Origin of the sequence: Brevibacillus invocatus, assembly GCF_003710915.1 — a bacterium.
In the GTDB taxonomy this organism is placed as follows: Bacteria; Bacillota; Bacilli; order Brevibacillales; family Brevibacillaceae; genus Brevibacillus; species Brevibacillus invocatus.
In genome coordinates this window covers 44,314-68,354 of the sequence record NZ_RHHR01000006.1, presented here as the reverse complement: position 1 = coordinate 68,354, position 24,041 = coordinate 44,314, and the positions used below count along the sequence as shown (strand labels likewise).

Below are 24,041 nucleotides of genomic sequence, written 5' to 3'. Positions count from 1 at the left end.
GGTGAATGCCTATTTGAAAGAATTTTTCCAACTGAACAACGTACGCTATCGCACAGGGAAGAGGGCCAAAGTTCATTTTGATTTGGTAACTCTTGTTTATAATGCCGCTAAATTAGCCACTGATCGGATTCGTAACGCACTGGAAAACAAGAAGCCAGTCGCGGCTTAGTTTTTAAAAAAGGATAAAGAAGAGATTGGGGCAGTCTGTATATTTTTAAGATGAGCAATTATGAAATTGATTCACATTTTATGGTACATATACTTTTTCGGTTTTCTCATCCACGCCCAATCTCGGGACCACTTCCATGCAGCGATCTGTCGCGTTCGGTTGATTCGAGCGATGATCCGTTTGAACAAGCTTGATTTCCTCACCCCGAACTTCAATGCGATCACCTTCCCTTTACTAAAGTGTACCATTTATTGGATAAGGGTGAACTACGCAAGAGAAGGTTAGTGCCTCGGAGCCCATAGCATAATGGAGACGCCAATCACGCAGATGGACGCACCCAGCCAATCGTAGAGATCCGGGACTTTTTTGTCGATCCCCCAGCCCCAGAGCACAGCCAAAATAATAAAGACCCCTCCATATGCGGCATAGACTCTGCCGAAGTTCGGGAAGTTTTGCAGAGTGGGAATGATCCCATAAACAACGAGAATGATACTCCCTACGATGCCATACCAGATTGGTTTTGATTCGCGAATCCATAACCACACCATATAACCGCCGCCGATTTCTGCGAGACCAGCGAGGACGAACAAGAAGATGGCGAACAAGGTTGATCACTCCTTCATTTCACAGTTGAAAAATGTTAATAAATTTCGTAATGATACAAAAATTAAGAAATAAAATTTCTTAGATGGAGATCCATGATGACAAAATTACTCTATAATAAAAACATAGTTGGAAATGTGAAGTCAACGTGAAGGCAAAGGAGAGGTTGGTCATGAAACACAATGAAGATCGACTGGATCAGAGCTGGGTCGCCAATGCGGAAGCTTGGACACAGTCTGTACGTGAACAACAAATTGAAAGCAGAAAGCTGGCTACAGATCAGGCCGTAGTGAACGAAATTACGAGTTATCACCCCAAAAGAGTTCTCGATGTAGGCTGCGGCGAAGGCTGGTTGGCTCGCGTTCTTAGTCAGCAAGGCTTGGAGGTTGTAGGAATCGATGGTAGCAACGAGCTCATCAAGCGAGCAGAAGCTCTAGGCGGTGGAAGCTTTCATCATTTGAATTATACCGAATTGGGTGACAATCCCACTCAGCTAGGTGATGCTTTCGATGTCATAGTCTGTAATTTTTCGATTCTATCTGAAGACATAACCCTCCTTTTGCAATCGCTTTCAACCATTCTCTCGTCAGAAGGCGTACTGATTATCCATACCTTGCATCCGTTTTTCGTAGCAAATAGTGATCGCTATGAAGATGGCTGGAAAACAGAGTCGTTTAATGGGATGGGTGAAGGATATAAAACTGAGATGCCTTGGTATTTCAGAACGATCGGGTCTTGGATACAGGAATTGAATGATGCAGGACTTCAACTGAAGAGCTGCAAGGAACCGATTCATCCAGTCACCGGAAAACCGCTTTCGCTATTACTATCTGCTAGAAAGGTCTAAGCACACTAGTATTGGCAATCGACCAACTATAAAAACCAGCATACGTGCTGAGTGATGATTACGAAAGCGATCACCTGGCCTAGCTGGTTTTTTTCTGTGTTTATTCGTTTCGTTTTCATATGTCCTTGTTCACAGCTTGCAAAGGATGCATAGATGGGGGAAAGGTGAAGTTGATTGATCACCTGGAGCATGTGATCCTTGCGATCAATCAGCGAAGAACGATTCCTTATTCAATATGCAGGTACGTGATCTTATCCCCAATCGTAGCGCTCTCCATTCCAGGTACTTTTTCATACCGGATTTCAGAAAGCAATACACCCTCCAGGAGGACATGCTCAAAGCGTTGTAGTGCGTTCTGTAAGGAAGCATCCGCGTCTAGCGTCAGGATCACTCGTTTCTCAATCGGAAAATCGAGTTTTTTCGAGTATCCTGAACCGCTCTGATGATCTCGCGAACGATGCCTTCCTGTTCGAGTTCCTCTGTAATGACTGTATTGAGGGCAACGGTGATATTGTAGCCTGATGCGGATGCAAAGCCTAGTTTTCCTTGTTTTTCAACGATCCATTCCTCGGGGTACAAATGGATCACTTCGTTGGAAATGACAATCTAACTGATTCACAGCGGAATGCTTGGGAGCTGCATCAGGCACATAGTGATCCATCGTGGCGTACAGCGAATAAAAAGCGTGGACGTTGTGAATCGTATCGATTACTTTGAATTTGGCTTCTGCTACGATTTGTTTGGAAAACCGTTTGCTGTTCCAAGGCGCACTGTCGGAGAGGAGGGCCCAGCGAAAGGCGTCAGCTCCATACTCGTCGATGATCTCCCAAGGATCGATGACATTGCCTTTGCTTTTAGACATTTTCTGGCCATTTTCGTCCAATTCGTGACCTGTTGAAATAACAGCCTTGTAGGGAGATTTTCCCGTAAAAAGGGTAGAAACAGTCAATAGACTAAAAAACCAACCGCGCGTTTGATCGATTCCTTCAGAGATCATGTCTGCAGGAAACTGATCCTCGAACTGTTGCTTGTCGCCAAAAGGGTAGTGGTACTGGGCAAAAGGCATCGAACCGCTGTCAAACCACACATCAATGATTTCAGGTGTTCTTTCCATCACGCCACCGCAGGAGCAACGTAATTTGACTTCGTCCACATACGGTTTGTGCAGCTCAAGGTTGCCAGAGAGTGGCACAATAGACCTTTCACGCAACTCCCGATGACATCCAGGTGCACACTCGACGCCGGTTGAACGTCATCTTCGTTTGTTCGGACAAAGTGAAATCGTATTTCAGGATGATCGTGATCAACCAAGCGACGAAGGCTGTGTAAGCCAATTTCCCAGCAATACGAGCTACTGAATTCACGTATCTCACGCTCCCATACAAGACTCGGATAAGAAGAATGATGCCCTCCTCATCGTTGTGTCATATATATTAACGATAGATGCAATAATAAGTAACAAGATGGAACGGGCAAACTTAGTTTGATTAATTTTTTTCAATGGTGAACCGGAGGCTCTGATGATCCGATCCTTTCTCGATCAGATTTTTTTAAGGATTTAAAAACCAACCGATACGATAAGTCGATAAAACCGAATACTTCATTATCGGGAATGCTTCCATCCATCATCACAGTGTTCCAATGGCGTTTATTGAGATGATAACCAGGAATGACGGCGGTGTACTGAAGTCGCAGTATTTCAGCGAGTTCAGGCTCGCACTTCAAGCTGAGCTGTAGTGTGCCATTCTTCTCGTGAAGCAAAGCAAACATTTTTCCGCCTACTTTATAGACGTGAATGTCGTCGCCGAATGAAAAATCTTCTGTTGCTTCTCTTTGATTTAGGCAATAGGTGCGAATTTGTACCAGGTTCATGATTCTCCCCCTAATTGAGTACGACTCATGCAAATAGTCCCTTTCCCATAATATGGGGGAGGAAGCGCCCTTTTTCAACCCTAACCTTTGGAATTGTGAAAGAATTGAATCAGTGCCTAACGAGCTTGGAGGTCACCTGATACCATATTCCAGGAGACCTCCAATGTTTTATTCTTTTCTTCTGCATCAAAACGGCAACGCCAGAACGGGAGGGTTATTGCCTTCCGTGATATTCGATATTCATATCGATGGAACGGAGCTCATCCTTGGCTTTTTCCACCAAGTGTTGATAATCTCTCACCACTTCTGTGAGTGCGGTTACGGATTCCTGATAATCTGGCTCGTTGCAAATGCCATCTATTGCTCGATGCAAGTGAAACATCTTGTCTTCAGTTCTGCGGATAAAATCCAGCCATTCCATTCCGTTCATGTGTGCGCCCCCTTTCCAGTCATAGCCTTTACCTGTTCAGGGAAATTATGCGGATGGAAGAGGGGATTGGCACAATTGATTACGTGAATGTCGTCAGAAGATTAAGCTTGTTTCGTGCAATGCTTCGTGATAACATACCTCACATCACGGTTTGTTGTCCGGTTGGCACCTAGAAACTTCCGCATAGAGCTGGCAATGAAATCACCAGAGGTGCACGATGCAAATATTGACAAAGTTGAATAGGTTTTTAGAAAGAATCATACCACTCCTGACACCAGGCAGTGTCGTCATTGGTGTGCTGGCTGCGGAAACCCTGCAAGCCTATGCGTTTCTCAGTGCGTGGGTGTTTGCGTTTATGACGTTCTCAGGGAGTTTGGGGGCGAGCTTCCGTGACTTTGCCCGTGTCCTGGCTCGTCCGTTGCCTTTGATTGTCAATTTGGTGATCCTGCACGCGCTTATGCCGTTCCTGGCTTGGGTGACGGCAAGCTTGTTCTTTCCGAATGAGCTGGATATCGTCACCGGGTTCATTCTGGCTGCCGTCATTCCGACAGGAGTATCGAGTCTTCTGTGGACATCCATCTATATGGGGAACATGGCCCTGACGTTGTCCATTATCCTAATTGATACCGTGTTATCACCATTGGTGGTGCCATTGGGCCTTTCACTCATTCTTGGAGCCGCTGTGCAAATGGAGCTCGGCGAGATGATGAAAGGGCTACTGCTGATGATCGTCCTTCCTTCACTTGCTGGCATTGCCCTGAACCAGCTTACAAAAGGACGTGTCAAAACGACACTGGCGCCTTGTCTAGCGCCGTTCTCAAAGCTGAGCATGGGAGTTATCGTCGCGATCAACAGCTCGGTTGTTGCGCCGTACATTTCCCAGATCGATGGCAGACTTATCGGGATGGCCGCTCTCGTGCTGTTTTTATCGGTGTTAAGCTATCTGACAGGGTGGGTGGTTGCCAGGATTTTCGGATGGAAGCGCGATGTCATTGTCACGCTTACGTTTAACAGCGGAATGCGCAACATCGGAGCGGGAACAGTTATCGCCATCGCTTATTTTCCTCCGCTTGTGGCATTGCCGGTCGTCCTAGCTACTTTGTTTCAGCAGTCCCTTGCCGCATTCTTTGGTCTTTTCTTGCGTATGGTTGAAAAGGAAGACAAGCATGTGCGTTCTGAAGAGCAACTTCCGGATGCCATAGGAAAATAAAAGGAATGTGTGTAGTTGTAATCGTTGATCATTCTTTTATGTAATATAATGTTACGTGATATGGGTGAATAAGCCAAAAAAGATTTGACAATTTAAGTGTTTATGTTAGTATATATTACATAGCATGCATTCTCTCCACTTCCTATTTTTTTGACCCAGAAATGGGTCCTTTTTTTATGTAGAAGAGTACGGCTTCCCATCCCGTTGAAATAGCTTGCTTACCATCGCATAGAGGCGGGCAGGCAGGTTCGGAAAGACAAACTTGTATTCATCAGACCCGTTTTTGAGCAATGCGACCGGCTTCTCAATTTGGTATGGAATTTTCATCAGATCCAGAATGGTTTTGTACTCATCAACATTAGATTTCTCAACCGTATAGTAAAAGGATTTAGACTGCATTAGGACACCACGCTCCTTCAGTATGTAGTGTAGCATAAGCAGTGCTCAGCTCCTAACATTACATAACGATTATTATGTAACCTTTTCCATCGGGAAAATGGATGACCTACGCTTATCATGTTACAGATAGACAGAAGGGCTTGGCATGACAGAAAAAGACTGGCAAAATAGAGAACGGAAGAAATGCACGAAACCTTGAAATTCGGGGGCCCATATGAAAATAGCGCTGCACCAGATTGCTTATCAGATCGGGATTCATCCAACTGAAATGGCGAAGCTTGTCTATGAAGGGGAGATAACCGGAGAAGTTCCAGGAAATAATCCTCAGGCAAAAGATGCGTGGGTCGATCTGCATTCGCTGCGCAATTTTATTCAATGGAGAAATGATCAGGGACGGATGGAAGAAATGGCGTACGGGAAGGCTATTCGTCACATTGATAAGTGGTTGTCTCGTAAATAAAGTCTGTAGCTGAAAAAAGGGAGAGTATATCAATGAACATCATTTATTGCTTGGTTCCAAAAAGGTATTGGGAGCAGTGGGCTGGACGAGATCACTATCTTCCTCGGGATTATGAGCAGGAAGGATTTATTCACGCCACCAAGGGAGATGAGCTTTTGGAGGTCGTGGCAAACCGCGTGTACAAGGCATTTACTGACGAACTTCTGGTATTGGTTGTCGATGAGGCCAAAACGACTTCTCCAATCAAGTACGAGCAGGCAAAGGACGGCCTCTTGTATCCGCATATTTACGGACCTTTAAACCAGGATGCCATTATGGATATCAAAAAGATGGAACGCAACAGCGACCATTGGACACAGGGATCGTCCATCCGCTAGATCAAGGCTTACCAATTGTACAATTCAAGCAGCTCCAGCACCTCTTGACGCTTTGCAGGCGGCAATTGATCTAGACGACGCAGCAAAAGTCCTATCCGTTTTCGCTGCTCTTCCTCGATTTCGGGATGTTTATTTCCTATAATCCATTGACGTTTTAATTTCACGGACTCCGTTTCTGCAATGATTTTCAACAGCTTTCGCTCTAATAAATCTAGGGATGCCATACGAGAAACCTTCTTTTCGAAAAGATACGTACCAACAACGCCATTATAGCACGAGCCATACATAAAGGAACTTGCAATGGCGCACAATGGTAGTGGTAAATGACCAAATCTTGACGATAAAGGAGTGTTAATCAAATGGCAAAACCAGATGACCGCTCGGACAACGCAGCAAAATTGCGCGAAATGGCACAAAATACAGAGGAGAGAATTCAGGAGTCCCAGGATTACCTCAGTGAACATGCTGATGAGATTTCAGCCAAGGAAAAGAGCGATATCGAGGCAAAAAATCAGCGCCGTGAAGAAAGCGTGGAAGCATTTCGAGCGGAAATCGAGGATGAATCCTAACCAACACAAGAAGCGAAGCGCCTGTTGCTCTGTATGCGACAGGCGTTTTTTTGTACTATCGGAAAGTTTAAGTGCGCTAAAGCGCTAAAAAGATTAGCGGAAGATAGTATAAGTGCAACTAAGGCTCCGCCAAAAGCTTGGCGTAGCCAAGTTTTCTAAGGAAAACTGGCCCTAATGCGGCTGATATGCGCATTTCACAACAGGAGTCGCTCCGAATTGACGAATAAAGTGCAACAAAACATGATTTGTTCCAGGAAACATGGTAATCTGTTTAAGGAACAAATTCATATATAGAGGAGAAAGACCATGAAACGACCAGAAGATACACGCGTCGTTGTCGGCATGTCCGGCGGCGTTGACTCCTCCGTGACGGCTTACCTGCTGAAACAACAGGGATATGACGTCATCGGCATCTTTATGAAAAACTGGGATGATACCGATGAATTCGGCCATTGCACGGCGGAAGATGACTTTCAGGATGTCCGACGCGTCTGTGAACAAATCGATATTCCGTACTACACGGTTAACTTTGAAAAAGAGTACATGGATAAAGTATTCCAGTACTTTTTGGATGAATATAAACGGGGTCGTACGCCCAATCCAGATGTCATGTGCAACCGCGAGATCAAGTTCGGTGAGCTGCTTGCCAAGGTCATGGATCTGGGGGCCGATTATATCGCGACCGGCCACTATGCACAGGTAAAGCATATCGATGGCGAGTACAAGCTGTTGCGCGGCGTGGACAACAACAAGGATCAGACGTATTTTCTCAACGTTCTTGGTCAGGAGCAATTGTCCAAAACCATGTTTCCGATCGGGCATATGCCCAAGCCGCAAGTACGTGAAATTGCCGAGAAGGCAGGGCTGGCAACAGCGAAGAAGAAAGACAGTACGGGTATTTGCTTTATCGGGGAACGAAATTTCCGCGAATTTCTGCAAAACTACCTTCCTGCCAAAAAAGGAAACATTGAAACGGTCGATGGGCTTGTGATCGGGCATCACGATGGTTTGATGTATTACACGCTAGGTCAACGCCAAGGATTGGGCATTGGCGGAGGACATGGCACGAGTGGAGAGCCTTGGTTTGTCGTGGACAAGGATTTGGAACGTAATGTTCTGATTGTTGGTGAAGGCTCCAACCATCCTAGACTGTATTCAACCAGTCTGATGGCCACCGAAGTAAATTGGGTGAGCCATTCAAAACCACAGGAATCATTCCGTTGTACAGCCAAATTCCGCTACCGTCAACCGGATCAGGGTGTCACCGTGAACCTGTTAGGTGACAACCAGGTCGAAGTGGTTTTTGACCAGCCTCAAAAAGCGGTAACGCCTGGACAGGCAGTGGTTTTCTATGATGGTGAAGTGTGTTTGGGTGGTGGAACAATCGACAAAGTAACCTTGATGGGAAAAGAGAAATAGGTTGTAGGGGGATCTTTTTCATGGAAGCAACGAAAAAATCAAAGGTGATTATTCTCTCCTTCTTGATAGGTGCGATTTGTATGGGAGTCATCGCCTACATCGGCATGTCGTATGGCGGTCGCGCACACATGACCAATATCGAAGCGAAGATCCTCGAGCGCGGAGGGGCCCTGGTAGCTGGAAGTGTAATGGCTGTGCCGAAAGATGAGAGTCCCTTTGAAAAAAGCGGCAAGGGAAACACCATCTTTCGAATCAAATACACGAAGGACGGAAATGAGCATCTCGCTTGGTATCGTTCCAAAAATCAGTCCTCCATCATTTCCGAACCAGAGGAATGGATTTTTCCTGAATAGATAGAGGAAATCAATAGGGAGAGTGAATGCAAGTCATGACCCAGTTAACCGGACTTCGTGATCTCGCAGAATTGATTGTTCGTATTGAACCGCGTGCGAAGGAAGCTTCTCTCTCGATCCTGGCGCACGAGAACAAAGAAGAAATAACCAGCCTGCTGGTCGATGGACTCGGTATGAAAGTCCCTGTTCAGCACAGTTCAGGAGAGTACGCCAATCATCTGGCTGTTTTGCGCGCTGGTACCAATAAATATACGTTTGCACAGGATTGGCGTGAGGTATATGTCAGTGAGATCAACTATTGCGCCTGTCGAATTCCACCAGGTGCTCACGGCTTACTGGTCCATCATATCGATTATCCGGGCGTCATTTACGACGTGTCTCAAATTCTCGCCAATCATCACATCAATATTTCCAAGCTGAATGTATCACGCGAGCAAAAGGGAAAAAATGCGCTCCTCGTCTCGGTAACCGATGAAGAAATTACCGCTTCTGTGGTGCGGGAAATCGAGCAATTACCTCAAATCACTAAGGTGATTTCGTTGCAATAAGAGATGTGCCGTCCGTTTTTCGGGCGGCTTTTCTTTCGAGAGATCTATCGATTGGGTATTTAGTAAGTGGGAAAACAGCTTGACTACCACGATATATTGATGTAATGTAAGTCATAACAACTACATATTGATGCGTATAGGTGTCTAACCGTCTATCGATGGTAGACTTAATAGGGAAGCTCGGTGAGAATCCGGCGCGGTCCCGCCACTGTAAACAGAGAGTTACGCTTTGAAATGGCCACTGATCCATGGATTGGGAAGGTAAAGCGTTACGATGATCTGTAAGCCAGGAGACCTGCCTTAACGTAAACACTATGGAACCTACGGGAGATAGGGAAGTGTTGGAACGCTCGGTCACCCGCGAGGTATTTTGTCCTAGGGAATGGATATGCGTATTCGACTTTCTTCGTCAGTCGGATACGCTTTTTTTATGGCTAAACTAGTGTTTTCAGGAAGGAAGAGATCATTGATACTCGCATTTGATTCCAAAACGGGCAATGTACGCCGATTTGTCAACAAACTGAATCTGGATATGCCCACTGTGCAAATTCAAGAGGATCTGTTGCTGGAAGAACCGTTTATCCTGGTCACCTACACGACGGGATTCGGACAGGTGCCCGATAAAGTACAAACGTTTCTCAAGCAGAATCACTCATGGATGCGGGGAGTAGCAGCCAGCGGCAATCGGAACTGGGGGACGAGCTTCGCCAAAAGTGCGGACACGATCTCTTCTGCCTATCACGTACCATTGTTAGCGAAATTCGAACTGTCCGGAACGATGCATGATCTGGAACTATTTAAAAGCGGGGTGGCATCCATTGCGACACATTGAACTCAATAACCAGCTGATGCAGCGCGGTGAGGATGGTTTTTACCTGTTGGATAAGGACCAGGAGGCAGTGCAGTTATTCATGGAAGAGGTGCAAGCCAAAACCATGACATTCTCAAGCATCCTGGAGCGGATGAACTATCTAATCGAACATGACTACTATGAAAACGTCTATGAAACCTACACGAAGGAGCAAGTCGAAGAAGTCATTCGGCTCGCGCATGATTTCAAATTCCAATTCGCTTCTTATATGGCCATCTCCAAATTTTACAAGGATTATGCCTTGAAAACGGACGACAAGAAATCCTATCTGGAGCAGTACCCGGACCGCGTAGCGATTGTGGCCCTCTCCCTGGCTCAAGGAGATTTTGATCTGGCCAAACGGCTGACCGTGTCGATGATGGACCAGCGTTTGCAGCCAGCGACGCCTACCTTTTTAAATGCCGGCAAAAGCCGCCGTGGTGAGATGGTCTCCTGTTTTCTCTTGGAGATGGATGATTCGCTGAACTCGATCAATTACATATTGGGCACCTGCATGCAGCTTTCCAAAATCGGTGGCGGAGTAGCAGTCAATCTTTCCAAGCTGCGCGGACGCGGGGAACCGATCAAAGGAGTAGAGGGCGCAGCTAAAGGCATTATGCCTGTGCTAAAGCTGTTGGAGGATGCTTTTTCTTACGCAGACCAGATGGGGCAGCGCAAGGGCTCTGGAGCAGCGTATTACAACATATTTGGCTGGGATATCAACGAGTTTCTGGATTGCAAAAAAATTAACGCCGATGAAAAATCACGAATCAAGACGCTGGCAATCGGGCTGATCGTACCGAACATCTTTTACAAGCTGGCAGAGGAAAACAAACCATTGACCGTCTTTGCTCCGTACTCCGTCTACAAGGAATACGGACAACATCTGGACGATCTCGATCTGGATGAGATGTATGAAGAGCTGTTAGCCAACGAGCGCGTGCAAAAGCAAACCTTGATGAGCGCACGGGAGATGCTGACCAAGATTGCCATGATCCAGTTGGAGTCGGGCTATCCCTACATCATGAACAAGACCAATGCGAACAAGGATCACGCATTAAAAGACCTGGGCTCCGTGAAAATGTCCAACCTTTGTACGGAAATCTTTCAATTGCAGGAGACCTCGACCATTGCAAACTATGGAGAGACAGACATCATCCGACGGGACATCAGCTGCAATTTGGCCTCTCTGAACATTGGCAATGTCATGGAACGCAAGATGATCCGGGAGTCAGTGCACGAAGGGATCGAAGCGATCACATCCGTAAGCGACATGACCCGAGTGGAAAACGCTCCGGGTGTACAAAAAGCCAATCGGGAGCTTCATTCTGTCGGGCTGGGAGCCATGAATCTGAACGGTTTTTTGGCCAAAAACAAGATCGCATATGAAAGCGAAGAAGCCAAGGATTTTGTCCGCACCTTTTTTATGATGATGAACTATTATTCTCTGGAAAAGAGCATGGAGATTGCCAGGAAAAAGGGAACGACCTTTCTCGGATTTGAGCATTCTGAGTATGCAAAGGGTACGTATTTTGAAAAGTACCTCAATATCGACTACCATCCGCGTACAGAGAAAGGTAAGCAGCTCTTTGCCGATATGTACTTGCCGTCGACGGAAGATTGGGCAAAGCTCAAAACGAACGTGCAGACATATGGCTTGTACCATGCCTACCGACTCGCAATCGCACCTACGCAAAGCATCTCGTATATCCAAAACGCCACTTCCAGCGTGATGCCGATCGTGGAGCATATCGAGACGCGTACGTATGCTAATTCGACGACCTACTACCCGATGCCGTATCTTTCGCAGGAGAATTATTTCTATTACAAGTCGGCGTATATGATTGATCCATTCAAGGTCATTGACCTGATCGCGGAAATTCAGGAGCACGTGGATCAAGGCATTTCGACCATCCTGCACGTAAACAGTAACATTTCGACCAGAGAGCTGGTTCGCTACTATATCTACGCAGCGAAAAAAGGATTGAAATCACTCTATTACACGCGAACCAAGCACTTGACTGTAGAAGAGTGCATCAGTTGCGCGGTCTAAATCAAGCAAAAAAGAGGGAAGCCGGATGAAAGCTGTCAATTGGAACAGGCCCGATGACGATTTTACAATGACCTTTTGGAACCAGAACATCATGCAGTTCTGGACCGATGATGAAATCCCGCTGTCTGACGATAAAATGTCCTGGATTGAGCTTTCTCAAGCAGAGCGGGAAACCTATAAAAAAGTGCTGGGTGGACTCACTTTGCTCGATACCGTCCAGGGCGGAATTGGCATGCCCAAAATTATGGAGCATGTGGACGGCTTGCAGCGAAAAGCCGTATTGGGCTTCATGGGGATGATGGAGCAGATTCACGCCAAATCCTATAGCAGTATTTTCACGACACTCGCTGCCACAGAAGAAATCGATAACATTTTTAAATGGGTGGAAAGCAACTCTCATCTGCAGACCAAGGCTTCGATTATTTCTCACTACTATCAAAACATCGAGACGCCAAAAGACCTGTATTTGGCGATGGTCGCTTCTGTTTTCCTGGAAAGCTACCTGTTTTACAGCGGCTTTTTCTATCCTTTGTTCCTCGCTGGTCAGGGAAAAATGACGAGCAGTGGCGAAATTATCGATCTGATCGTCCGTGACGAGAGCATCCACGGCCTTTATGTAGGCGTACTCGCTCAAGAAGTGTATCAGCAGCTAAGCGACTCGGAGCAGGTGGCGGTCAGGGAAGAACTGTTTTCCTTGCTGGACAAGCTGCATCAAAACGAAGTGGCGTATACGGAATCCTTATATACGGCAATCGGTCTGAGTGAGGACGTTCTCGCTTACGTGCGCTACAATGCAAACAAAGCCTTGATGAATCTGGGGCTCGATCCGCTTTTTCCTGAGGAAGAAGTAAACCCAATCGTACTGAATGGGATCAGAACGCATACCAAGCAGCATGATTTCTTCTCTAAAAAAGGCAACGGCTACGTCCGTACGATTCATGTCGAGCCGCTGACAGACGACGATTTTCGTTTTGATTTCTAAAGAGTCGATTGCCTTGGATGAAGCAGGAAAGCCGAGAATCGAGTATGGTTTGAATACCGGAATCAATTTGCAAAAAAGCTGCAAGTCGGTGAAAATGTGATTGGAAAGCTGTTGACGGGAATGGTAGAAAATCTGAATATGTTCTTTATCGAGACAGAAAAGGGCCTCGTTCCCTATTTCGAATCCGATTTTCTATCACCAGAAGAGCTGCAACAAAGAGGTGAGCAATCTCTTGCTTCGTTGCGCTCCGAATATGTGCGCTGTGCGGTTCATGCGATGGCGGAACAAATTCGAGCAAATGGTAACGATGTGACCGTCACCGAATAGAGTCACCTTTCTCAAACCTCGTTTGTACTCACCATGAATGCTGCAAACAAAACCCTGCGCATAGCAGTAGATCAGGATGGTCAAGTCGAGGAACAGGTAGAAGGAGTGACAGGACGTTCTTGTGTTGATTTTACAGCAAATGTGGAAAGCAAGCTGACGACAAACAATGCGATGCAACGGGTTTGGACGCATGAATACGATGCGATGGTTGAAGACCAGCAAATCCAAATCCTGCGACTCGGGTAAAAATTCGTCGGGTAAAGGGACAGGAGCGATTTGCTTGGAAGAGCTGAACATGACAGAAGTGGAGCGACGATGTGCTGGAAAGCAAACCTTCGCCCTCTTTGTCTATACCCCGATGTGCGGGACGTGCAAGCTGGCAGAAAGGATGCTGGAGGTGACCCATGAGGCCCTACCAACAGCTCCGCTCTACAAGATTAATTTGAATACCGCGGCACCTTTGGCAGAGAAATGGCAAATTACCAGCGTGCCTGCCCTCATTATTTTCAACAGAGGTGAAATCCAGGAAACGCATTACGCGATGCAATCGGTTGGCTTTCTCTTTGAAGTGCTGCAACCTTTGATCTAGACAAACACCTATTTCCTTCGTGATGAATACAAGAAAGAGAGAAAGAAAGCGAAGGAGGAGGCGTATGCAGATTCATGTAGTCGAGCAAGGCCAGACAGTGCGGAGCATCGCTGAGACATACGGGTCGACGGCAGATGAAATCGTGAAAGCGAATGAACTGCCTGACCCGAACAACCTTGTCGTCGGACAGGCGCTGGTGATACCCATTGTCGGCAGTTTTTACTGGGTTAAACCCGGGGATACCCTGTACACCATCGGTCAACGCTATCAGATCAGTGCTGCCGAGCTAGCTCGTGTGAACGGAATTTCACAGTATCGGCCACTTAACGTAGGTCAGCGCCTGTATATTCCCCCTCGGCCCAGACGAGCAGCGGATTTTGTTGCTTACGCAGAGCCCAGGCGTACCGTCAGCCCTGCCCTGGAAGAGGATGTCCGCAAGGCTGCCCCTCATTTGACGTACTTGGCTCCCTTTAGTTTTCGCATTAATCGGGATGGCACCTTGACGCGGCCGGCGCTCAACAATTTTGCCGCAATCAGCAAAGAAAACCAGGTTGTCATGATGCTGGTTGTGACCAATTTGGAGGGCGGTCAATTCAGTACGGAATTGGGTAGCCTCGTCTTGAATGATATGGAGATTCAAAATAAGCTGCTGGACAATATCATTGCCACCGCACAAGAATTAGGATTTAGGGACATTCATTTTGATATGGAGGCACTTCCTGCTGAAGACCGGAATGCCTATGCGCAGTTCCTAAGGCGTGCGAAGGCACGGGCAAATGAAATCGGACTAATGATTTCGGTTGCTGTCGCGCCCAAAACACGGGCTGATCAACCTGGGAAGTGGTATTCCGCGCATGACTATCGCCAAATTGGAGCCATCGCTGACTTCGTCGTGATCATGACCTATGAGTGGGGGTATAGTGGCGGTCCTCCAATGGCTGTATCGCCGATTGGACCTGTTCGTAGAGTATTGGAGTATGCGATCACTGAAATGCCTGCAGATAAAATTATGATGGGACAAAATTTGTACGGCTATGACTGGACTCTGCCGTATGAACCCGGTACGACAGCAAAAGCATTAAGCGCACAAGCGGCCGTCGCACTCGCAGCCGAGCAAAAAGTTGCGATTCAATACGATTATCAGTCTCAGGCTCCATTTTTCGAGTACACAGACGATCAAGGGCGACGTCATCAGGTCTGGTTTGAGGATGCACGCTCCATTCAGGCGAAGTTTAACCTAGTTAAACAATTAGGACTGCGTGGAGTCAGCTACTGGAAGCTTGGCTTGCCATTTCCGCAAAATTGGCTGTTGATTGAATCCAACTTTCGCGTTCGAAAGAGAGCGTGACTACAGGGCGTACAATCCCAAAGGTTTGTACGCCTTTTTTTCATGGAAGTAATCGTGGTATGATGCTAAAAAGACAGCCATTTTGGCCGTCCAAAAGACAGCCATTTTGGCCGTCCAAAAGACAGCCATTTTGGCCGTCCAATGACTGCCTTTCATGGCAGCGAAATAGGAGGAACGCAGGCATGGGAGAATGCAGATTGAATCACAGTGTTGAGGATGTACAGAACAAATTGGCGGAGCAAGCCCCTTTCTTACCTGGGGATCGTGCAGCACAGCTTTCCGCATTGCTGGAGACTGACTTGTCCCAGGAACAGCTGAACGAACTGTTTCATTTGTTGAAAAAATACGACCTCGCATCAGCGGAAGAGCGCTTAAACCGTGATGAGCAAATGGCCTCTTTTCTGGGGTAAAGCTGAGATGACAATGGTTCAGTCGATTTTTTTACGACCGCTAAAGCCATCATGCAGCCCATGATAGTGATGGACAGTGGTTTCACCCTCACGCCAGCACAGCAGGACTTCTTCACCGTTCATAATGGCGGGGAAATCCACGAGACCAACATCGATATCCTTTACCTGAATCCCCTGGGTAGCTAGCTGCTTGATGCGCATTTGCGCTTCTATCTCCATGAACTCCAATCGGCATTCCAGCGTAAAGAGTTCATCACTTTCTTGCGATGCATGTATCTTTTTGGCTGTTTCACGTTCTTGATAGGTTTTATAGAACTGACGCTTCAGATCTTTCAAAAAGGAGATTTCATCCTTTACATACGGCAAACATTGATTCGCCTCTTCAAGTGTAAAATACTTTTTTGTCAACATATCCGCCCCCCTCCCTTGTATTATAAGCATAATCGTTGGAGGGAGAAAATGGCTGGAGCACATATTGTTTTTTTGCGACCAGCGGCAAGGAGTCAAGATGAAAGATAGGTTGTATTACCAAGACGTCTATCAGCAATCGTTCACCGCATCCATCACCCAAAGAGGCTCAGAAGCGGATGGCACACCTTACGTGGTGCTTAGCCAAACGGCGTTCTATCCTACAGGTGGCGGACAGCCGGGGGATCATGGAACACTTGGGCATATCCAAGTACTGGATGTAGAGGAGACAGAGGGTGAAATCCACCATCGACTCTCCGAACAGTTGCCTGAAGAATGGGATCAAGTCCAAGGGCAAATCGATTGGAATAGACGCTTTGACCATATGCAGCAGCATGCGGGCCAACATATTTTATCCGCAGCCTTTATCGAAGTAGCTCAGGCAGAGACACTGGCTTTTCATATGGGAACCGAGCGCGTCACGATCGATGTGCGACTGGACGCGCTGCACGAAGAGTTGTGGCAGCAGGTCGAACGACGTGCCAATGAGATCATCCTGGAAAATCGCCCGATTATCGCCCGTTTTGTCGATGAGGAAGAATTGGCGAAATTGCCCCTGCACAAACAGCCAACCGTTACGGAGAATATACGCTTGGTGATCATACCCGAGTTCGATTACAATCCTTGCGGCGGGACCCATCCTTCACGTACGGGCGAAGTAGGGCTGATCAAAATCCTGGGTTGGGAACGGCATCGCGGCAACATTCGATTGGAATTTTTGTGTGGCTGGCGCGCTATGCGGGATTACACCCAGAAGCAGCGAAGATTGAACGAAGCTGCTCGTTTGCTAGGCACCAACGAAGCTGATTTGGTGACACAGGTAGACCGTCTGCTGTCCGAACGCGATTCGTTGAAACAAACCCTGTTGGAAAAAGAACGACTGCTGCTTGAAGAGGAAGTTCGTCAAGCGATTGTGCATGCTGTTCCATTGGGTCACTATCGCTTGATTCAAAAAGTATTTGCCGATCGTACGATCCAGCAGCTCCAACAGTTTGCTCATCAAGTAAATGCTCAGGCAGCTGATGTTCTAACGCTCCTGGCGGCTACTGGTGAAAAACAGCAGCTTGTTTTTGCTCGGGGCCAGGATGTGCCCGTTGCCATGAACGAGTTGATGAAGGAAACATTGCCTCTCATAACAGGAAAAGGCGGAGGCAGTCCGGCGATCGCACAGGGTGGCGGCCAGTCGAACCTTCCCGCCGAAGAAGTGCTTGCTCATGCGAGGCAGAAGCTGGAGAGCATATTGAGCGGTGAATAAGCAAAAATAGGAGGTTAAACGATGAATTGGAATCCTGGCGATATTGTTCGCGTTCCTTACAAAACAGGAGAGTATATTGCGGAAGTTCTGGAAAATCAAGACAACAAGCTGTTGGTGAAGGTCTTGGCCGTGACGAAGTTCCCAACACAGGGCGATTTGCACACATCCTATGAAGTGGATGTGCCTTTATTTCATCAACGTCCAGCGCTTTCTCATCTGGAGAAGTTCTATGTGGCTGGCCCATCCGTCATTCGCTATAATGCTGCAATCCCGGATTACAAGGAATCGGTGCGTATTGCACTGGAGAGAGAGATGGAAAAGCTGAAAAAAATGTCCGCGTGGGCAGAGCGCTGTCTGGTCGAACTGGAAGTCATACACAAGGAAACCTTTACAAATTCAAAATAGCGTGATACTGTATAGGCGAAAGTGAAAGTACACAATCACATAGTTCTTTACCAAGCGGGGGCCGAGCATCGTTGGCTGAGATTGTAACGAGTGTGTTACTGACCGTTGAACCTGACCTGGGTCATGCCAGCGGAGGAAGAGGTAGACGAAATCGTTGTTGCGGTACGTGTTGCGCAAGCTTTAGGTAGCTTGTTCGTCACGCATCGCACATGGAATCGAACCCAACCATCCGAGTGGCGGATGGTTTTTTTATTGCCATTCGTCCGGATGTTTTGGTATACAGCTTCTTCTGTTTGGCTGGAGGATAGTCCAGTAGACGGGAGAAGTTTTTTTGTTTGAGAAAAAAAGGGACAAAAGGGGGGAGAGATTCATGCGGATTACCTTAAATGGCAAGCAGGTTGAATTGACGGAAGAGGTGCAAACCATTCGCGGCTTGCTTGCTTCCTATCAGCTCCTGGAAAAAATCGTGGTGGTCGAACAGAATGGCGAAATACTCGATCGCACGAAGTATGAAGAAAAAACGATCGCAGATGGTGATCGGATTGAGATTGTTCACTTTGTTGGGGGAGGATGACACATCATGGATACATGGAAAATTGGCACATACGAATTTCGTTCCCGTTTGCTCTTGGGAACCGGTAAATTTGCAGATTTGGATATACAAGGTAAGGCAGTAGAGGTTTCGGGGGCAGAGATTTTGACTTTTGCCGTACGCAGACTGAATCTGGAGAATCCGCACGAGCCTCATTTTTTGGAAAAGCTGGACTTGAAGCGTTTTACCTTGCTGCCAAACACAGCGGGAGCTTATACCGCAGAGGAAGCGGTCAGAATCGCTCGACTCGCAAAAGCCTCCGGACTGTGCGACATGATCAAGGTTGAAGTGATCGGCGACCCCAAAACCTTGCTACCTGATCCGATCGGAACCCTGGAGGCTTCACGCATCCTCGTGGAGGAAGGCTTTACCGTGCTGACCTATACGAATGACGATCCGATTCTCGCGAGAAGGCTGCAGGAGGTCGGCGTGCACGCTGTGATGCCTGGAGCATCACCGATTGGATCTGGCCAAGGAATCGTGAACGAAAACAACCTGCGTTTTATTATCGAAGATGCAAAAGTACCGATCATCGTGGATGCAGGGATCGGTTCGCCAGCTGATTGTGCAAAAGCGATGGAGCTGGGCGCGGACGGCGTGCTGCTCAACACGGCAGTAGCGTTGGCAGACGATCCGGTACTGATGGCAGAAGCGATGAAGCTTGGCGTAGAAGCAGGTCGCAAAGGATTTATAGCAGGGCGCATCCCGAAAAAGAGATATGCTTCTGCGAGCAGTCCGACAGAAGGGATGATTGAGTAGCGTGGATCGTGTACGTGAAGCGGTCGCAGCCATAGCCAGTCGACAACAGGAAATGTTTGACTTGCTGGAAATTTTGGTCTCTCAACCGACAGTAAGTCCCCCGGCACGCAACAGCGATGAAGTTCAGGGAATATTGGCTGACGAATTGACGCAGCTGGGCTTTGAAGTCGACAGATGGACCGTTTTTCCTGGTGATGACAACATCGTGGGGAGACTTACGGGTACGGACTCGAAGCAGGCGAACAGTCTGATCATCAATGGACATATTGACGTCGCTGAGGTAGGCGATGATGCAGGCTGGACCTACCCGCCATTTTCTTTGACAAAAGGCAGTGACGGGCGGCTGTATGGACGTGGTGTCGCGGATATGAAAGGCGGTATGGCTGCCAGTCTGTTCGCGGTCAAAATGCTGCGCGAGCATGGTGTTCCTTTGAAAGGCGATTTGATTTTTCAATCCGTGATTGGAGAAGAGGCAGGAGAAGCCGGGACGCTGTCTGCTATCGAGCGTGGCTACACCGCCGATTATGCAGTCGTCGTCGATACCAGCAATCTGCACATGCAAGGACAAGGCGGCGTGATCACAGGCTGGATCACGGTGGAAAGCCCTGTCACCCTACACGATGGGATGAGGGCGAGAACCATTCATGCCGGAGGTCGCGTGCACGGTGCATCAGCGATTGAAAAGATGACAAAGATTATCGCCTCCCTGCAAGATTTGGAACGGCATTGGGCTGTGATGAAATCGTATCCGGGCTTTCCTGCCGGCAGCACCACAATCAATCCGGCCGTGATCGAAGGCGGACGTCACGCAGCATTTATTGCAGATCGTTGTGCCCTTTGGATCACGGTGCACTTCTATCCGAATGAATCGTATGAAGAGGTCGTAAAAGAAATCGAAGACCATGTGAATCGAGCGGCAGCAGCCGATTTGTGGCTGCGAGAAAACCCACCTGTGTTTCGCTGGGGAGGTCGTTCGATGATCGAGGAGCGCGGAGAGATCTTTCCTTCCCTGGAATTAGATGTGAATCACCCGGCTCTGAGCGTCCTGAAGTCCGCCTATGAGCAGCAGCTGCAACAAACTCCTGTCGTGGACATGTCGCCTTCCGTGACAGATGCCGGATGGTTTGCCCATGCGGGGATTCCGGCTGTGCTGTTCGGACCTGGGGAGCTGGCTCACGCACATGCCGTAGATGAATCGATCGATCCGGAACAGCTCGTACAATTTGCACAGATACTGGCAACCTTTATCGCAACCTGGTGCAACCAGGCAAAACAAGTGGAGGAGTGACTGCGTCGTGAAGCCTTTTTCACAAAGACTTTGGGAAAGCGTGGCGCCGATCTGGGAGCGCACACATCAACATCCTTTTGTAACAGGATTGGGCGACGGGACCTTGCCCGTTGAATCGTTTAAGTTCTACATGAAACAAGATTACGTGTACTTGATTGAATACGCCAAAATGTTCGCACTAGGCAGCACAAAAGCTTACGACCTGGAGACGAGTGCCCGATTCGCGGGATTGCAGGAAGCGACACTGAATGGTGAAATGGCCTTGCATCGTCAATACGCAGAACGCTTTGGCATCTCCAGGGAAGAATTGGAGGCAACCGAGCCTTCCTTTGTGATGCTTGCCTATACCAGCTACATGCTCAAAGTCGCGCATCAAGGCTCATTGGCAGAGCTGGTGAGTGCACTGTTGCCTTGCACCTGGAGCTATTGGGAAATCGGAAAGCTTTTGGCCAAGGTAGACGGCGCGATGGATCATCCTTTGTACGGTGACTGGGTACGCATGTACAGCTCTGACGAATTCGGTCAGCTGGCTATCTGGCTGATCGAAGTAATCGATCAATTGGCAGAGGGGAAAAACGAGCAGGAGCTCGCACGTTTGGAAGAGCATTTTCTGATCACCTCCAAAATGGAGCTTCTGTTCTGGGATATGGCGTACCGGCAGGAAATGTGGCCGTGAGCGAGCAAATCGCTTTTTCTCAAGTGAGCTTTTCTTACGGAACAAAGCCTATACTCGACTCGTTTGACTTTTTCGTGGAAAAAGGGGAGTTTGTCAGTCTGATCGGGCCCAGCGGAATTGGCAAAAGTACCTTGTTTCAGCTGGCAGCAGGACTCCTTCAGCCCGGGTCGGGAGATATTCGCATAGGCAAAGAAGCTGTAGAAAAGCGCCTTGGTAAGATCGGCTATATGCCACAACGAGATTTGCTGATGCCGTGGAGAACGGTCGTAGAGAATGCGGCATTGCCCCTGGAAATCCAGGGAATGGCAAAGCGGGATGCTCAGCAAAAGGTTCGTGATGAACTTCCTCGCTACGGTTTGCAGGACTGGGCGGACGCGTATCCAGGTGAGCTGTCAGGGGGGATGAGACAACGTGTTTCCTTCTTGCGAGCGCTTCTTTTCGGGTCTAAGATCATGCTCCTGGATGAACCGTTTAGCGCCTTGGACGGGATTACACGACTGGAGATGCAGGAGTGGCTGCTTCAGATGTGGCAGGAAACCGGAAGCACCATGATTATGATCACCCATGATATCGATGAAGCGATCTTGATGGCCAATCGTGTCATTCTCCTGTCTGGTGTACCGATCACTCAGCCTTTTGAGCTTTCCGTACCGATCGAATATCCCCGGACCACTGCCTCTCGCAATCTCGCGGAATTCTTGACTGTGCGCGAACAGATCTGGCAGCTGCTTCGTCAGGCGGTGCGGGATCAGGGTCAGCTTCAGGGGAATGGAGGGAAAGCGTATGGATAAAGGGAGTCGCGGCCTATGGTTTGGCGTCTCGCTAGGCTTGTTTCTGCTCGTGTGGGAAGCGGGCTGCCGATTGCTTGCTATCCCTCCCTTCATTCTGCCTCCACCCAGTGCGGTCATCCTGTCATTATGGGATTTGCGAGAGGCTTTACTGGGGCTTCACTTGTGGGCGACGTTGCAGGAGGTGCTGATCGGGCTTTCCATCTCCATCTTTTTCGGCAGTTTGCTCGCCTTTGCGATGAATCGGAGTCAGGTGGTCGAGCGAATCGTCTATCCGTACATTGTCATCTCACAGACGATCCCGATCATTGCTTTGTCGCCCGTGTTCATTCTGTGGTTTGGCTATGATTTGTCGGGAAAAATTGCCGTCACAGTCCTGTTCACCTTTTTTCCGATTGTCGTCACGACCTATGATGGACTGCGTGCTACCGACAAGGAGATGATCAGTCTTTTGCAGACGATGGGGGCGAACTCCTGGCAGATCTTCACCAAGCTGCAATTGCCCGCAAGTCTTCCCGCATTTTTCAGTGGCTTAAAGGTAGCAGCGACGTACAGTGTATCCGGTGCAACCATCGGGGAGTGGTTAGGAGCAAGTGAAGGACTCGGCTATTTTGGACGCCGGGCATCAGGGAATTTTCAAGCTCCCGCCTTGTTCGCTTCCGTTCTGTTGCTTTCTTTGCTCGGGATGCTGCTTTTTTGGCTGGTTGGGAGAATGGAGCATCATTTTGCACCACAGTCGCGAATATTGCGAAAGAGAGAAAGAAGAAAATAAATGAGTGGGGGAAACCATCATGCGTACGAAAAAAACTTGGATGACCATTTTTCTGGCATTCAGCATGGTTACTGGACTGGCTGCATGCAGCACGAGTACTATATCAAAACCAGAGACAAACGGATCTGCCGAAGGGAACACACAAGCGACCGAATTGACGGTAGCATTGGACTGGTATCCGAATGCAGTCCATTCCTTTCTGTATGCGGCACAAGAGCAAGGATACTTCAAGGATGAAAATCTGAACGTCCATTTGCAAATGCCTTCGGACAGCAACGATCCACTGAAAATGGTGGCGGCAGGTCAAGTAGACTTGGCAATCAGCTATCAAACACAGCTTGTTGCAGCACGTGCGGAGGGTATCCCCGTTCTGTCGGTAGCAGCACTAGTCAGACATCCGCTGAACGCCATCATGACGAGAAAGGATAGCGGACTGGATTCTCCAGAGAAACTGGCAGGTAAGGCGATTGGCTATCCATCGATTCCGTTCAATGAGTCCATCGTTCGTACGGCAGTCAAGCATGCAGGAGGAGATGATTCAGGACTCTCCTTTGTCGATATCGGCTTTGATATTGTCCCAGCGTTAACGGGTAAAAAAGTGGATGCAGTCGTCGGCGGTTACATCAATCATGAGCAATTGATTCTGGAGAAGAACGGGATCGAGCTCCATGTGTTTCCTCCTACAGAATTTGGCGTTCCGGACTACTACGAGCTGGTATTGACGACCAGTGATGACCAATATGAGCAAAAGAAAGCTGTTATTGAAGCCTTCATGCGTGCCGCTGCAAAAGGTCAGCAGTATGTAAAAGACAATCCGAAGGCGGCTCTTGATCTCTTGTTGGCGAAGCAAGCGCAAGAGTTTCCTCTCGAAGAAGACATCGAGACCAAGAGTCTGGAGACGCTCTTGCCTTTGATGGATGCGGAGGACAAGCCTTTTGGCTATCAAACAGAGGAGTCCTGGCAAACGCTGATTGACTGGATGAAAGAGAAGAGCTTGATCACCGGGGAAGTCAAGGCAGATCAAGTGATGCGAAATCTATCGAATTAAAATTAAACGATCGTTTAAATTCTCGCCAGGCAACTTCTTGTCACAAAATCGGGTTCCTTTTCCATGAAAACGGTTTATAATAGAAGATGAATGCTTGTACGAGGAGAAAATGTCCATGAACGACAATCAAAAAGGTAGCGACAACAAATGGGTCATGTGGGGATTTGTCGGAAGT

General features: G+C 48.0%; 33 protein-coding genes, 2 pseudogenes and 2 riboswitches. Of the genes and pseudogenes, 26 read left to right on the top strand and 9 right to left on the bottom strand.

Features of this window, described 5'->3' with window-relative positions:
• Positions 1–169, top strand: a pseudogene (locus EDM52_RS02720) (IS5/IS1182 family transposase); the annotation flags it as partial.
• A 281-nt stretch (positions 170–450) separates the two neighbouring features.
• Here the strand turns inward: EDM52_RS02720 and EDM52_RS02715 are convergent.
• Positions 451–774, bottom strand: a complete 324-nt coding sequence (locus tag EDM52_RS02715) for a YnfA family protein (protein WP_122907466.1) — start codon at positions 772–774, stop codon at positions 451–453.
• A 170-nt stretch (positions 775–944) separates the two neighbouring features.
• On the opposite strand from EDM52_RS02715, the gene EDM52_RS02710 reads away from it, so the two are divergent.
• Entirely contained in the window at positions 945–1,619 is a 675-nt protein-coding gene (locus EDM52_RS02710; protein WP_122907465.1) for a class I SAM-dependent methyltransferase, read from the top strand.
• A gap of 226 nt (positions 1,620–1,845) precedes the next feature.
• On the opposite strand, the pseudogene EDM52_RS02705 reads toward EDM52_RS02710, so the two are convergent.
• From EDM52_RS02705 to EDM52_RS02695, 4 genes and pseudogenes are all read right to left on the bottom strand, one after another.
• Positions 1,846–2,862: pseudogene (locus EDM52_RS02705) on the bottom strand (class I tRNA ligase family protein); the annotation flags it as partial.
• Positions 2,822–2,983, bottom strand: coding sequence for a hypothetical protein (locus EDM52_RS24475; protein ID WP_183184791.1), 162 nt, complete (start codon positions 2,981–2,983; stop codon positions 2,822–2,824). The pseudogene EDM52_RS02705 and the gene EDM52_RS24475, both read right to left, overlap by 41 nt.
• Before the next feature lie 133 nt (positions 2,984–3,116).
• Positions 3,117–3,491, bottom strand: a complete 375-nt coding sequence (locus EDM52_RS02700) for an MmcQ/YjbR family DNA-binding protein (protein WP_122907464.1) — start codon at positions 3,489–3,491, stop codon at positions 3,117–3,119.
• 214 nt (positions 3,492–3,705) lie between these two features.
• Positions 3,706–3,921 (bottom strand): hypothetical protein, encoded by a 216-nt coding sequence (locus EDM52_RS02695; RefSeq protein ID WP_122907463.1) that lies wholly within the window; start codon positions 3,919–3,921, stop codon positions 3,706–3,708.
• 217 nt (positions 3,922–4,138) lie between these two features.
• Here EDM52_RS02695 and EDM52_RS02690 point away from each other — a divergent pair, with 217 nt between their 5' ends.
• Positions 4,139–5,131 (top strand): bile acid:sodium symporter family protein, encoded by a 993-nt coding sequence (locus EDM52_RS02690; RefSeq protein ID WP_122907462.1) that lies wholly within the window; start codon positions 4,139–4,141, stop codon positions 5,129–5,131.
• Between the two features lie 174 nt (positions 5,132–5,305).
• Here EDM52_RS02690 and EDM52_RS02685 read toward each other — a convergent pair whose 3' ends face one another.
• Positions 5,306–5,530: a hypothetical protein gene (locus tag EDM52_RS02685; RefSeq protein ID WP_245996483.1), complete on the bottom strand. Its 225-nt coding sequence runs from the start codon at positions 5,528–5,530 to the stop codon at positions 5,306–5,308.
• Between the two features lie 214 nt (positions 5,531–5,744).
• Between EDM52_RS02685 and EDM52_RS02680 the strand changes: the two genes are divergently transcribed.
• Both EDM52_RS02680 and EDM52_RS02675 read left to right on the top strand, forming a co-directional pair.
• On the top strand, positions 5,745–5,990 hold the full coding sequence (locus tag EDM52_RS02680; protein ID WP_122907460.1) for a hypothetical protein: 246 nt from the start codon (positions 5,745–5,747) through the stop codon (positions 5,988–5,990).
• 26 nt (positions 5,991–6,016) lie between these two features.
• A complete protein-coding gene (locus EDM52_RS02675; RefSeq protein WP_122907459.1) occupies positions 6,017–6,367 on the top strand; it encodes a DUF952 domain-containing protein in 351 nt (116 codons plus the stop codon).
• Positions 6,368–6,375: 8 nt separating this feature from the next.
• On the opposite strand, the gene EDM52_RS02670 is transcribed toward EDM52_RS02675, so the two are convergent.
• Positions 6,376–6,591 (bottom strand): hypothetical protein, encoded by a 216-nt coding sequence (locus EDM52_RS02670; RefSeq protein ID WP_122907458.1) that lies wholly within the window; start codon positions 6,589–6,591, stop codon positions 6,376–6,378.
• Between the two features lie 135 nt (positions 6,592–6,726).
• Between EDM52_RS02670 and tlp the strand changes: the two genes are divergently transcribed.
• From tlp to EDM52_RS02615, 11 genes are all read left to right on the top strand, one after another.
• Complete coding sequence (gene tlp / locus EDM52_RS02665; RefSeq protein WP_122907457.1) at positions 6,727–6,936, top strand: small acid-soluble spore protein Tlp; 210 nt, start codon at positions 6,727–6,729, stop codon at positions 6,934–6,936.
• A gap of 306 nt (positions 6,937–7,242) precedes the next feature.
• Complete coding sequence (mnmA, locus tag EDM52_RS02660; RefSeq protein WP_122907456.1) at positions 7,243–8,355, top strand: tRNA 2-thiouridine(34) synthase MnmA; 1,113 nt, start codon at positions 7,243–7,245, stop codon at positions 8,353–8,355.
• Positions 8,356–8,375: 20 nt separating this feature from the next.
• The gene (locus EDM52_RS02655) at positions 8,376–8,708 is read left to right on the top strand and encodes a hypothetical protein (RefSeq protein WP_122907455.1); all 333 of its coding nucleotides are present in this window, start codon (positions 8,376–8,378) and stop codon (positions 8,706–8,708) included.
• 35 nt (positions 8,709–8,743) lie between these two features.
• Positions 8,744–9,256, top strand: a complete 513-nt coding sequence (locus tag EDM52_RS02650; protein WP_122907470.1) for an ACT domain-containing protein — start codon at positions 8,744–8,746, stop codon at positions 9,254–9,256.
• A 121-nt stretch (positions 9,257–9,377) separates the two neighbouring features.
• Positions 9,378–9,573: riboswitch (cobalamin riboswitch) on the top strand.
• A gap of 149 nt (positions 9,574–9,722) precedes the next feature.
• On the top strand, positions 9,723–10,088 hold the full coding sequence (gene nrdI, locus EDM52_RS02645; RefSeq protein WP_122907454.1) for a class Ib ribonucleoside-diphosphate reductase assembly flavoprotein NrdI: 366 nt from the start codon (positions 9,723–9,725) through the stop codon (positions 10,086–10,088).
• Complete coding sequence (gene nrdE, locus EDM52_RS02640) at positions 10,075–12,159, top strand: class 1b ribonucleoside-diphosphate reductase subunit alpha (protein ID WP_122907453.1); 2,085 nt, start codon at positions 10,075–10,077, stop codon at positions 12,157–12,159. Before nrdI ends, nrdE begins: the two co-directional genes overlap by 14 nt.
• 25 nt (positions 12,160–12,184) lie before the next feature.
• Positions 12,185–13,141, top strand: a complete 957-nt coding sequence (gene nrdF, locus EDM52_RS02635) for a class 1b ribonucleoside-diphosphate reductase subunit beta (protein WP_122907452.1) — start codon at positions 12,185–12,187, stop codon at positions 13,139–13,141.
• 96 nt (positions 13,142–13,237) lie between these two features.
• On the top strand, positions 13,238–13,468 hold the full coding sequence (locus tag EDM52_RS02630; protein WP_057134127.1) for a hypothetical protein: 231 nt from the start codon (positions 13,238–13,240) through the stop codon (positions 13,466–13,468).
• 33 nt (positions 13,469–13,501) lie between these two features.
• Positions 13,502–13,714: a DUF2997 domain-containing protein gene (locus EDM52_RS02625; RefSeq protein WP_122907451.1), complete on the top strand. Its 213-nt coding sequence runs from the start codon at positions 13,502–13,504 to the stop codon at positions 13,712–13,714.
• 34 nt (positions 13,715–13,748) lie between these two features.
• Positions 13,749–14,057 (top strand): thioredoxin family protein, encoded by a 309-nt coding sequence (locus EDM52_RS02620; RefSeq protein WP_122907450.1) that lies wholly within the window; start codon positions 13,749–13,751, stop codon positions 14,055–14,057.
• Between the two features lie 64 nt (positions 14,058–14,121).
• Positions 14,122–15,405, top strand: a complete 1,284-nt coding sequence (locus tag EDM52_RS02615; protein WP_122907449.1) for a glycoside hydrolase family 18 protein — start codon at positions 14,122–14,124, stop codon at positions 15,403–15,405.
• Here the strand turns inward: EDM52_RS02615 and EDM52_RS24470 are convergent, their stop codons facing one another.
• A complete protein-coding gene (locus EDM52_RS24470) occupies positions 15,406–15,561 on the bottom strand; it encodes a hypothetical protein (RefSeq protein WP_183184788.1) in 156 nt (51 codons plus the stop codon).
• 26 nt (positions 15,562–15,587) lie between these two features.
• Between EDM52_RS24470 and EDM52_RS02610 the strand changes: the two genes are divergently transcribed.
• Positions 15,588–15,815 carry a 50S ribosomal protein L7ae gene (locus EDM52_RS02610; protein WP_122907448.1) on the top strand — a complete coding sequence of 76 codons (228 nt, stop codon included), beginning with the start codon at positions 15,588–15,590 and terminating at the stop codon, positions 15,813–15,815.
• 18 nt (positions 15,816–15,833) lie between these two features.
• Here EDM52_RS02610 and EDM52_RS02605 read toward each other — a convergent pair whose 3' ends face one another.
• Positions 15,834–16,226: a DUF2203 domain-containing protein gene (locus EDM52_RS02605; protein WP_245996476.1), complete on the bottom strand. Its 393-nt coding sequence runs from the start codon at positions 16,224–16,226 to the stop codon at positions 15,834–15,836.
• Positions 16,227–16,323: 97 nt separating this feature from the next.
• Here EDM52_RS02605 and EDM52_RS02600 point away from each other — a divergent pair, with 97 nt between their 5' ends.
• From EDM52_RS02600 to EDM52_RS02560, 9 genes are all read left to right on the top strand, one after another.
• Entirely contained in the window at positions 16,324–17,538 is a 1,215-nt protein-coding gene (locus tag EDM52_RS02600) for an alanyl-tRNA editing protein (protein ID WP_122907447.1), read from the top strand.
• A gap of 21 nt (positions 17,539–17,559) precedes the next feature.
• Positions 17,560–17,943: a kinase-associated lipoprotein KapB gene (kapB, locus tag EDM52_RS02595; protein WP_122907446.1), complete on the top strand. Its 384-nt coding sequence runs from the start codon at positions 17,560–17,562 to the stop codon at positions 17,941–17,943.
• Positions 17,944–17,987: 44 nt separating this feature from the next.
• A riboswitch (TPP riboswitch) is annotated at positions 17,988–18,098 on the top strand.
• Between the two features lie 215 nt (positions 18,099–18,313).
• Positions 18,314–18,517, top strand: coding sequence for a sulfur carrier protein ThiS (gene thiS, locus EDM52_RS02590; protein WP_122907445.1), 204 nt, complete (start codon positions 18,314–18,316; stop codon positions 18,515–18,517).
• Positions 18,518–18,523: 6 nt separating this feature from the next.
• Positions 18,524–19,294, top strand: a complete 771-nt coding sequence (locus EDM52_RS02585; RefSeq protein WP_122907444.1) for a thiazole synthase — start codon at positions 18,524–18,526, stop codon at positions 19,292–19,294.
• Entirely contained in the window at positions 19,287–20,582 is a 1,296-nt protein-coding gene (locus tag EDM52_RS02580) for an acetylornithine deacetylase (protein WP_122907443.1), read from the top strand. Before EDM52_RS02585 ends, EDM52_RS02580 begins: the two co-directional genes overlap by 8 nt.
• A 7-nt stretch (positions 20,583–20,589) precedes the next feature.
• Positions 20,590–21,258: a thiaminase II gene (gene tenA / locus EDM52_RS02575; RefSeq protein WP_122907442.1), complete on the top strand. Its 669-nt coding sequence runs from the start codon at positions 20,590–20,592 to the stop codon at positions 21,256–21,258.
• The gene (locus tag EDM52_RS02570) at positions 21,255–22,049 is read left to right on the top strand and encodes an ABC transporter ATP-binding protein (RefSeq protein WP_122907441.1); all 795 of its coding nucleotides are present in this window, start codon (positions 21,255–21,257) and stop codon (positions 22,047–22,049) included. Before tenA ends, EDM52_RS02570 begins: the two co-directional genes overlap by 4 nt.
• Entirely contained in the window at positions 22,042–22,818 is a 777-nt protein-coding gene (locus EDM52_RS02565) for an ABC transporter permease (RefSeq protein WP_122907440.1), read from the top strand. The genes EDM52_RS02570 and EDM52_RS02565 overlap by 8 nt, the downstream gene beginning before the upstream one ends.
• A gap of 19 nt (positions 22,819–22,837) precedes the next feature.
• Entirely contained in the window at positions 22,838–23,866 is a 1,029-nt protein-coding gene (locus tag EDM52_RS02560; RefSeq protein WP_122907439.1) for an ABC transporter substrate-binding protein, read from the top strand.
• The last annotated feature ends 175 nt before the right edge of the window (positions 23,867–24,041 follow it).